Source organism: Pseudomonas sp. S9 (assembly GCF_000222125.1).
Classification (GTDB): Bacteria; Pseudomonadota; Gammaproteobacteria; order Pseudomonadales; family Pseudomonadaceae; genus Aquipseudomonas; species Aquipseudomonas segetis.
The window spans coordinates 81,697-90,825 of the sequence record NZ_AFFX01000007.1; the positions used below are offsets into that span (position 1 = coordinate 81,697).

Genomic DNA, 9,129 nt, shown 5'->3' on the forward strand with positions numbered 1-9,129 from the left:
CGACATGCGTCCGTCGGGGCAAGCATCATGGCTGCTTGGATTTCTCCAGATAGCGGAAGAACTCGCTACTTGGATCAAGCACCAACACGTCACGCTTGTCCGCAAAACTCTCACGGTAAGCCTTCAGACTACGGTAGAAGGAGTAGAACTCCTGATCCTGGCCATAAGCCTTGGCGTAGATGGCTGCCGCCTTGGCATCACCCTCACCGCGCAGCTCTTCAGCTTGACGGTAGGCTTCTGCCAACAGAACACGGCGCTGACGATCGGCATCGGCACGGATACCTTCTGCCAGCTCTTTACCCTTGGCCCGGTGCTCGCGTGCTTCACGCTCACGCTCCGATCCCATACGGTCGAACACACTGCGGTTTACTTCCTTAGGCAAGTCGATGCCCTTGACCCGCACGTCGACGACCTCGATGCCCAGCTCGCTTTGCGCCGCCTTGTTCAGCGATGCGGTCACGTCAGCCATCAGCGCATCACGCTCACCCGAAACCGATTCGTGCAGGGTGCGCTTACCGAACTGGTCACGCAGCGAAGCTTCGAGACGACGCGACAGACGCTCATCAGCCGTCTGCTTGATACCGGAGGTTGCGGTGTAGTACCGCTCGGCATCACGCACACGCCACTTGGCGTAGGCATCAACCATCAACGCTTTCTTTTCCAGGGTGAGGAAACGTGAGCTGCTTGCATCCAGCGTCATCAAGCGACCGTCGAACAGACGCACCTGGTTGACGTATGGAATCTTCACATGCAGGCCTGGCTTGACGTCCGGATTGACAATACGACCGAACTGCAGCAACACCGCACGCTCAGTCTGAGCGACGATATAAAAGCTGTTCCAGGCAACGATTGCCAGCACCACGGCAACGATCAGAGCAACCAGTGATTTACTACTCATCAGCGGCTCTCCCTTGAACGTAGGTCAACCGGTTGCGGCGTGCGCAGGGAACCGGCATCCGGGTCGCTGGCCGAAGCAGCTCCGGAAATTGCGCTTGAGCCATTGCCCTTGCGACCATCAATCATTTTATCCAGCGGCAGGTAAAGCAGGTTGTTCTGCCCCTTGTCACCAGTGACCAAAACCTTGCTGGTGTTGCTCATAAGCTCTTGCATGGTGTCGAGATACAAGCGCTCACGGGTAATCTCCGGCGCCTTGCGGTACTCGGCGACCAACGCAGTGAAGCGGTCAGCCTCACCCTGGGCACGAGAAACCACTTCATCGCGGTAACCCATTGCATCCTCGACCAGGCGCTGGGCCTGACCACGTGCTTCTGGAACCACACCATTGGCGTAGGTTTCAGCCTTATTCTTCTCGCGCTGCTCGTCTTCACGGGCACGAATCACGTCATCGAATGCCTCTTGAACTTCACGCGGCGCAGCAGCGCTTTGCAGGTTCACCTGGGTCACGACGATGCCGGTCTTGTAGTTGTCCATGAAACGCTGCAAACGCTCCTTGACCTCGCTGGCCAACAGTTCACGACCTTCGGTCAGCACCTGATCCATTTCGGTCGAGCCGACCACGTGACGTATCGCGCTGTCAGTTGCTTGCTGCAAGCTGGTTTCAGGCGAGTCCACGTTAAGTACGAAATCCTGCAAATTGCTGATCTTGTACTGCACGGTCAGTGGAACTTCGATGATGTTTTCATCTTCGGTCAACATCTGGCCCTGCTTGCTGTAAGCACGCTCGCGGGTGACGTTTTCCTGGAATTTACGATCAATCGGCGGGAAGTAGATATTCAGGCCCGGCCCTACAGTCTCGTAATATTTACCGAAACGCAGGACAACGGCTTGCTCCTGCTCATCGACAACGTAGATCGCGCTGTAAAGCCAAAAAGCCACGATCACCAGGAAGCCGACCAAGAGCATGCCGTAGCCACCCTTGCTGCCACCACTGTCACCGTCGCCACTACCACGTTTTTTACCGCCACCGAACAACCCGTTAAGGCTTTCCTGTAGCTTGCGGAAGGCCTCGTCGAGATCCGGAGGCCCTTTGCGATCGCCACCGTTGTTACGGCGCCCACCCCACGGATCCTGATTATTCGAGTTGCCACCCGGCTCATTCCAAGCCATAGCGCTCTCCATCTGATAAAGCAAAGACGCGTCCACGACGCGTCGGCCAATGCTACCGAATGCCCAGCCTCAACGGCACAACCGCTGACACAGGCTTTATTGCAAAGTGTGTTGCTCAATAAACTCCAACGGCTGCAGGCCAGCGCGACTCACCAACCGATTGAGCTCCACACGCGGCAAACGTACTGCCAACAAACTACTGCCATCTTCGCTGTGAGCCTCGCTCTGCACGGCGCCCAGCTCAAAAAACTGGGCACGCAAGCGTCCGAGCTTTTGCGGCAACTGTAATGTGCCGACAAAGAGGTCATCACTCAAGAGTTCCGCAATTGCCTGCTTAAGTAAAGGTAGACCACGTCCATCGCGTGCCGACAACCATACACGTTGCGGCTTGCCATCGGCATCACGTTGAATTTGTGGCTCAACCCCCTCAAGCAGGTCAAGCTTGTTATAGACCTCGAGAATCGGCAACTCATGGGCGCCAATTTCGGTCAACACCGCCATCACTTGTTCGATCTGCGCCATGCGCTCGGGCTCATGGGCATCAATCACATGCAGCAATAAGTCGGAGTTGCTCGACTCCTCAAGGGTCGCACGAAAGGCTTCAACCAATTTGTGCGGCAGGTGGCGAATAAAGCCCACGGTGTCGGCCAGCACAATAGGACCAAAGTCGTTCAAGTCTAGACGACGCAAGGTAGGGTCGAGCGTTGCGAACAGCTGGTCAGCCGCATAGACCTCGGACTCGGTCACGGCGTTGAACAGCGTCGACTTGCCGGCGTTGGTATAACCGACCAATGAAACCGAAGGGATATCTGCCCGCTGACGGCCACGACGTGCTTGTTCACGCTGGCTGCGGACTTTATTGAGCTTCTGTTTGATTTGACGAATACGGACCCGCAACAAGCGGCGGTCGGTTTCGAGCTGGGTTTCACCCGGGCCACGCAGGCCGATACCACCTTTTTGTCGCTCAAGGTGAGTCCAGCCCCGCACCAGTCGAGTACTCAAGTGATCAAGCTGGGCAAGTTCAACCTGCAACTTACCCTCGTGAGTACGCGCGCGCTGGGCGAAGATATCGAGAATCAAACCGGTACGGTCCAATACGCGACACTCAAAGGCACGCTCCAGATTTCGCTCCTGACTGGGTGTCAGGACGTGGTTGAAGATAACCAGGTCGGCCTCTGCAGACTTGACCTGATCGCGCAGCTCTTCAACCTTACCGCTACCGATGAGGTATTTCGCAGTCAGCCGATTGCTCGGCACACTAAGAAAGGCCACCGTGTCAGCACCCGCTGAAATAGCAAGTTCCTGAAACTCTTGCGGATCTTCACTCGCCTCTGAGTTCTGGCCATCCAAATGAACCAGGATGGCCCGCTCACCACCTTCATGGCGTTCGAAGAACAATACAGCCCCCTAAAATCAGGCGTTACCTGGCTCGGACTCGGCCTGCTCCGTTTCGCTAGCGGTTGGCAGACGAACCGGACGGCTCGGCACTACGGTGGAAATTGCGTGTTTGTAGACCATCTGGCTGACAGTGTTTTTCAGCAAAATTACAAACTGGTCGAAAGATTCGATTTGCCCCTGCAACTTAATCCCGTTAACCAGGTAAATAGATACCGGTACGCGTTCCTTACGCAGGGTATTTAAGTAAGGGTCTTGTAGCGAATGCCCTTTTGACATGTGCCGCACTCCTTTAAGGATCAATTTCAATAATTTAAGAATCAATAAACAACTTAGCGCCGCCCTTCTCAAGAATAGACGGCTAACGGCATGGTCTCACTCCAATATGGAGGCCGATGCCAAGTATTTCAAGGCGCGTGACGTATTGTCGCAAGCCAGGCTATCCAACCAGCGCACATCAGACCAACTGCGCAGCCATGTAAACTGTCGCTTGGCCAACTGGCGAGTAGCAATTATCCCCAACTCCTGCATCTTCGAACGACTGACATCGCCGTCGAGGTATTCCCACACTTGGCGGTAACCTACTGCTCGTATAGACGGCAAACCTGGATGCAAGTCACTTCTTTGACGCAGAAGTTCGACCTCTTCGATGAAGCCTTGTTCAAGCATCATCTGAAAACGCTGTGAAATTCGTTCGTGAAGCACACTTCGATCAGCCGGCGCGATGGCCATGCAAACGAAATTATAGGGTAAATGCCTGCCACTCGCCGGGTTAACGTCAACATTTTGTTGCGCCTGGCGCAGGCGATGTTCAGTCATGGTCAAACCACTGACCTTATAGACTTCAAGCGCCCGGGTTAGGCGCTGTGGATCGTTGGGATGTATCCGCGCGGCCGACTCGGGATCAATGGCGGCCAACTCCTGGTGCAACACACCCCAACCCTCGGCCAGGGCCCGCGCCTCGATCTCTGCACGTACCTGCGCATCAGCACCCGGCATATCGGCCAAACCTTCCTGAAGCGCCTTGTAATAAAGCATGGTGCCGCCCACCAGAAGCGGGATCCGCCCCCTGGCGGTGATTTCACCCATTTCAGCCAGTGCATCACTGCGAAACTCTGCAGCCGAATAGCTTTGCGCCGGATCACGAATATCAATCAAACGGTGTGGATATTGCGCCAAAGTGGCTTTGTCGGGTTTGGCCGTACCTATATCCATGCCGGTGTAGATCAGCGCCGAATCAACACTGATCAAGTCACAAGGCAGCGCCCGCGCCAGCTCCAGGGCCAAGTCGGTTTTACCGGCCGCCGTAGGACCCATCAGGAATATTGCTGGCGGCAGAGGCTCAGACATTGATTGCATCTCTTGAGAACAGCGAGGTTGCGCGACCGATCAACGTCCGCGCAAAAATAATTTATCCAGGTCGTCCATGCCCATTTGCGTCCAGGTTGGACGCCCATGGTTGCACTGCCCACTGCGCTCGGTATGTTCCATGTCGCGCAGCAGGGCATTCATTTCGGGCAAAGTCAGGCGTCGATTGGCCCGCACCGAGCCATGGCAGGCCATGGTGCCGAGCAGCTCATTGATATGTGCCTGAATGCGATCACTGGTGCCATATTCCAGCAAGTCGCTGAGTACATCCTGCACCAGGCGCGTGGCCTCTGCCTGCTTGAGCAAAGCCGGGACCTGGCGAATCGCCAGGGATTCTGGCCCCAGGCGCTGCAACTCAAAACCCAGGGTCTGGAACAGCGCCGCATGCTCTTCGGCGCAATCGGCCTCGCGCTGGCTGACAGCAATAGACTCAGGCACCAATAGTGGCTGGCCACGCAGGCCTTCACTGGCCATTGCCACCTTGAGGCGCTCATAGGTAATGCGCTCATGGGCCGCGTGCATATCAACCAGCACCATGCCCTGCACGTTTTCAGCGAGGATATAAATACCCTTGAGCTGCGCGATGGCGTAGCCAAGCGGCGGCACATCGCCCTGCTCTTGCGGCAGCCCGGCAGGAACCGGCGTCTCCGGCATGGGCTTGAAATCCTCGCGATAAGCCCCCTGGGCTTCAGCAGCCGGCAACGCCGGGCGCGCACCCTGGAAACCCGCCCCGGGCGAACGCCATACCGAATCCGCCTGCGGGCGCTCCAGCACATTGGCCGCCAGCCCCATTTCACCCTGCGGGCCAAACTCGCCAGCAGCCTGGCCCGTCGGACGCACCATGGTGTCGACCGAGGCGGGCGCAGCCAGTTGATCCTCTGGGCGCACATCACCCAAGGCACGATACAAGGTGCCATACAGGAAATCATGGACCATGCGTCCATCACGAAAACGCACTTCATGCTTGGTCGGGTGCACGTTGACATCGACCACGCCTGGATCGATTTCAAGAAACAGCACAAAAGTCGGATGACGACCATTGAACAGCACGTCGCGATATGCCTGGCGCACGGCATGGGCGACCAATTTGTCGCGAACCATGCGCCCGTTGACGTAGAAATACTGCAAATCGGCCTGGCTGCGCGAGAATGTCGGCAAACCAACCCAGCCCCACAGCCGCAGGCCATTACGCTCGATTTCTATCGGCAAGGCCTGCTCGAGAAAGCCATTGCTGCACACGGAAGAAACGCGCCGGGCACGACTGGCCTCGTCATGCGCTTCGTGCAGCGACAGAATGGTCTTGCCGTTGTGGCGCAGTTGAAAACCAACATCGAAGCGAGCAAGCGCCAAGCGCTTGATCACCTCTTGCAAATGGTCAAACTCGGTCTTCTCGGCGCGCAGGAACTTACGCCGCGCCGGGGTATTGAAGAACAGATCCCGCACTTCAACCGATGTACCAACCGGGTGTGCGGCTGGCTGCACCCGGGGCCGCATGTCGCGACCCTCGGTTTCGACTTGCCAGGCTTGCTCGGCATCGGCGGTACGGGAAGTCAGGGTCAGGCGCGACACCGAACTGATCGATGCCAGCGCTTCACCACGAAAACCAAGGCTAAGAACCTGTTCAAGATCCTCAAGCTCACGAATCTTGCTGGTAGCGTGGCGGGCAAGCGCCAAAGGCAAGTCGTCGGCAGAGATGCCAGTGCCGTCATCACGCACCCGCAGCAGCTTTACACCACCTTGCTCGACATCCACTTCGATGCGCCTGGCACCGGAGTCCAAGCTGTTTTCCAGCAATTCCTTGATGACCGAGGCAGGCCGTTCCACCACTTCGCCAGCGGCAATCTGGTTAGCCAGCCGCGGGCTGAGCAGCTGGATTCGTGCAGCATCAGTCATGGTTGTGCAGCCAGGGGGGTAGCGGGAATTTTCAGTACTTGGCCGATCTTGACCACATTGGACGACATCGAGTTAGCCCGCTTGATGGATGCCATGCTGACCTGGTAACGCGCAGCAATCAGCGCCAGGCTATCGCCAGAACTGACGCGATGTTCGCGCGGCCCCTGCGCGATCTTGCCGGAGTCACGCATCCAGGCAATATAGGTACCCGGCGGCGGATTCTGCTCGAAGAACTGCTTGACGCCAGTCATGATCGACCGTGCCAGGGTTCGCTGGTGGCTGGCGGTTACCAGCTTGTTTGACTCATTCAGGTTTGAAATAAACCCTGTTTCGACCAGGATCGATGGAATATCCGGCGACTTGAGTACCATAAAGCCCGCCTGCTCAACCCGGCGCTTATGCAGCGGTGTCACCTGGCCAATATTGCCAAGCACCTTCTGGCCAACATTCAGGCTCGAGGACAAGGATGCGGTCATCGACAAGTCGAGCAATACGCCTGCCAGCATACGATCCTTGTCGTCGAGACTGACGTTGCCAGCACCACCGATCAAGTCCGACTGGTTTTCAGAGTCTGCCAGCCAGCGCGCGGTTTCGGAGGTGGGGCCGCGATCAGACAAGGCATACACCGATGCACCAAACGCTGCGCGCGAGGGCGCGGCATCGGCGTGAATCGAAACGAACAGGTCGGCACCTTTCTTGCGCGCGATTTCAGTACGCTTGCGCAACGGAATAAAGTAATCGCCAGTGCGCACCAGCTCGCCGCGATAGCCTTTCTCGGCATTGACCTGGCGCTGCAACTCCTTGGCAATGGCCAAGGTGACGTTTTTCTCCACGCGCCCCTTGACTGGCGACAGCGCGCCCGGGTCTTCGCCACCATGACCGGCATCAATGGCAATAACGATGTCACGCTTACCGCTCGGAATGGGCGTTATCTTCGGCGGAGCCTGGGTCGGTGTGACCGGCACCGGCGCTGACGATGACACGGTCGTTGGCGGCAAGTTCGGCGTACTATCGGCGCCCTTATCGTACAAATCGACAACCAAGCGGTCGCCGTATTGCTGGTTGGGGGCCAAGGTGAAACTCTTTGGCGTGACCGAGTCTTTAAGGTCAATCACCACGCGCAAGTCGTTGGCGGTGCGCTGCGCAGAGCGCACACCAGTAATGGGCGTGTTGCTCAAGGACAAGGTATTGAGCGAAGTCGCCAGCTTGGCGCCGCTGATATCGATTACGATGCGATCAGGCGCGGACAGGGTAAATACGCTGTGCTTAACCGGGCCGGACAAATCAAACACCAGGCGGGTGTTATCCGGCGCTCGCCATAAACGGACCCCGCGCACATCCGAGGCAGCAAAAACCTCTGACGCCAAAGTCGCCAGCACCACCCCTATTAAAACTAAACGCGCGCTCATGCGCATACCCGACCCCATTATTTGATTCGTCTCCCAATGTCCAAGTCGGCACACCAGGCAATACCGCGCGGACTATGCGCCTGAAAGCGCAGCGATCGCCCTGTTCCCTGCACGCTAATGGTAATGTCCATATCGGCCTTTGGCAAAACGCCTGCGCCGCGCTCCGGCCATTCAACCAAACACAATGCATCACCTTCGAAATAATCGCGTATGCCCAAGAATTCCAGCTCTTCCGGATCGACCAGGCGATACAGGTCAAAGTGATAGACCCGGGCATCATCCAGTTCGTAGGGCTCAACCAGGGTGAAAGTCGGGCTTTTAACCGCCCCCACATGACCAAAGCCACGGATTATCCCACGGGAAAATGTGGTTTTACCGGCACCAAGGTCACCGTGCAGGTAGATTACCCCCACGCTAGCCGTGGCTGCGGCAAGGCGCCCTCCCAGCTCGACCATGGCCTGCTCATCAGCGGCGTACAGCTCTAACTCAGACAACAGACTGCTCCTGTAATAACTGACGAATGGCATCACACAAATCACTGGCAGCCAGCCCTATCCCCTTGCCTGCCAGGCGTTCTCCGGCACAGGCATGCAGCCAGACCGCCAGACTCGCAGCGGCAAAAGGCGTCAGGCCTTGCGCCAACAAGGCGCCGATCAGCCCGGCAAGCACATCACCCAATCCAGCCCCCGCCATCACCGGATGACCGCGATCGCATAGTCGCAGTTGACCACCCGGATCGGCAATCAAACTGCCGGCCCCTTTTAACACGCAAACCGTGCCGAACCGCCTGGCCAGTTGGAGCGCTGCCGCCGGACGATCGGCCTGGACCTGGGCGGTACTGACGCCCAACAAGCGCGCAGCCTCACCCGGGTGCGGGGTTATTACGCAATTTGCGGGCAATGAGACACAACCCGAGGCCAACTGGTTCAGCGCATCGGCATCCCAGACCTGCGGCCCATCACTGGCTGCTGCCGCCGATAACAAGCTGCGCCCCCCC

General features: G+C 57.5%; 9 protein-coding genes. All 9 read right to left on the bottom strand.

The window, feature by feature from the left end; translation table 11 throughout:
- Positions 1-25: 25 nt before the first annotated feature.
- Positions 26-898, bottom strand: a complete 873-nt coding sequence (hflC, locus tag PSES9_RS0115280; protein ID WP_010488365.1) for a protease modulator HflC — start codon at positions 896-898, stop codon at positions 26-28.
- Complete coding sequence (gene hflK / locus PSES9_RS0115285) at positions 898-2,067, bottom strand: FtsH protease activity modulator HflK (protein ID WP_010488366.1); 1,170 nt, start codon at positions 2,065-2,067, stop codon at positions 898-900. Before hflK ends, hflC begins: the two co-directional genes overlap by 1 nt.
- Before the next feature lie 96 nt (positions 2,068-2,163).
- Complete coding sequence (gene hflX, locus PSES9_RS0115290; RefSeq protein WP_010488367.1) at positions 2,164-3,465, bottom strand: ribosome rescue GTPase HflX; 1,302 nt, start codon at positions 3,463-3,465, stop codon at positions 2,164-2,166.
- A gap of 15 nt (positions 3,466-3,480) precedes the next feature.
- Positions 3,481-3,741 carry an RNA chaperone Hfq gene (gene hfq / locus PSES9_RS0115295; RefSeq protein ID WP_010488369.1) on the bottom strand — a complete coding sequence of 87 codons (261 nt, stop codon included), beginning with the start codon at positions 3,739-3,741 and terminating at the stop codon, positions 3,481-3,483.
- Positions 3,742-3,837: 96 nt separating this feature from the next.
- The gene (gene miaA, locus PSES9_RS0115300; protein ID WP_010488371.1) at positions 3,838-4,812 is read right to left on the bottom strand and encodes a tRNA (adenosine(37)-N6)-dimethylallyltransferase MiaA; all 975 of its coding nucleotides are present in this window, start codon (positions 4,810-4,812) and stop codon (positions 3,838-3,840) included.
- Positions 4,813-4,851: 39 nt separating this feature from the next.
- Complete coding sequence (gene mutL, locus PSES9_RS0115305; protein WP_010488373.1) at positions 4,852-6,723, bottom strand: DNA mismatch repair endonuclease MutL; 1,872 nt, start codon at positions 6,721-6,723, stop codon at positions 4,852-4,854.
- Complete coding sequence (locus PSES9_RS0115310; RefSeq protein ID WP_010488375.1) at positions 6,720-8,138, bottom strand: N-acetylmuramoyl-L-alanine amidase; 1,419 nt, start codon at positions 8,136-8,138, stop codon at positions 6,720-6,722. Before PSES9_RS0115310 ends, mutL begins: the two co-directional genes overlap by 4 nt.
- Before the next feature lie 11 nt (positions 8,139-8,149).
- The gene (gene tsaE, locus PSES9_RS0115315) at positions 8,150-8,626 is read right to left on the bottom strand and encodes a tRNA (adenosine(37)-N6)-threonylcarbamoyltransferase complex ATPase subunit type 1 TsaE (RefSeq protein WP_010488378.1); all 477 of its coding nucleotides are present in this window, start codon (positions 8,624-8,626) and stop codon (positions 8,150-8,152) included.
- A partial coding sequence (locus PSES9_RS0115320) for an ADP-dependent NAD(P)H-hydrate dehydratase (protein ID WP_010488380.1) occupies positions 8,619-9,129 on the bottom strand: 511 nt, incomplete at its 5' end. The genes tsaE and PSES9_RS0115320, both read right to left, overlap by 8 nt.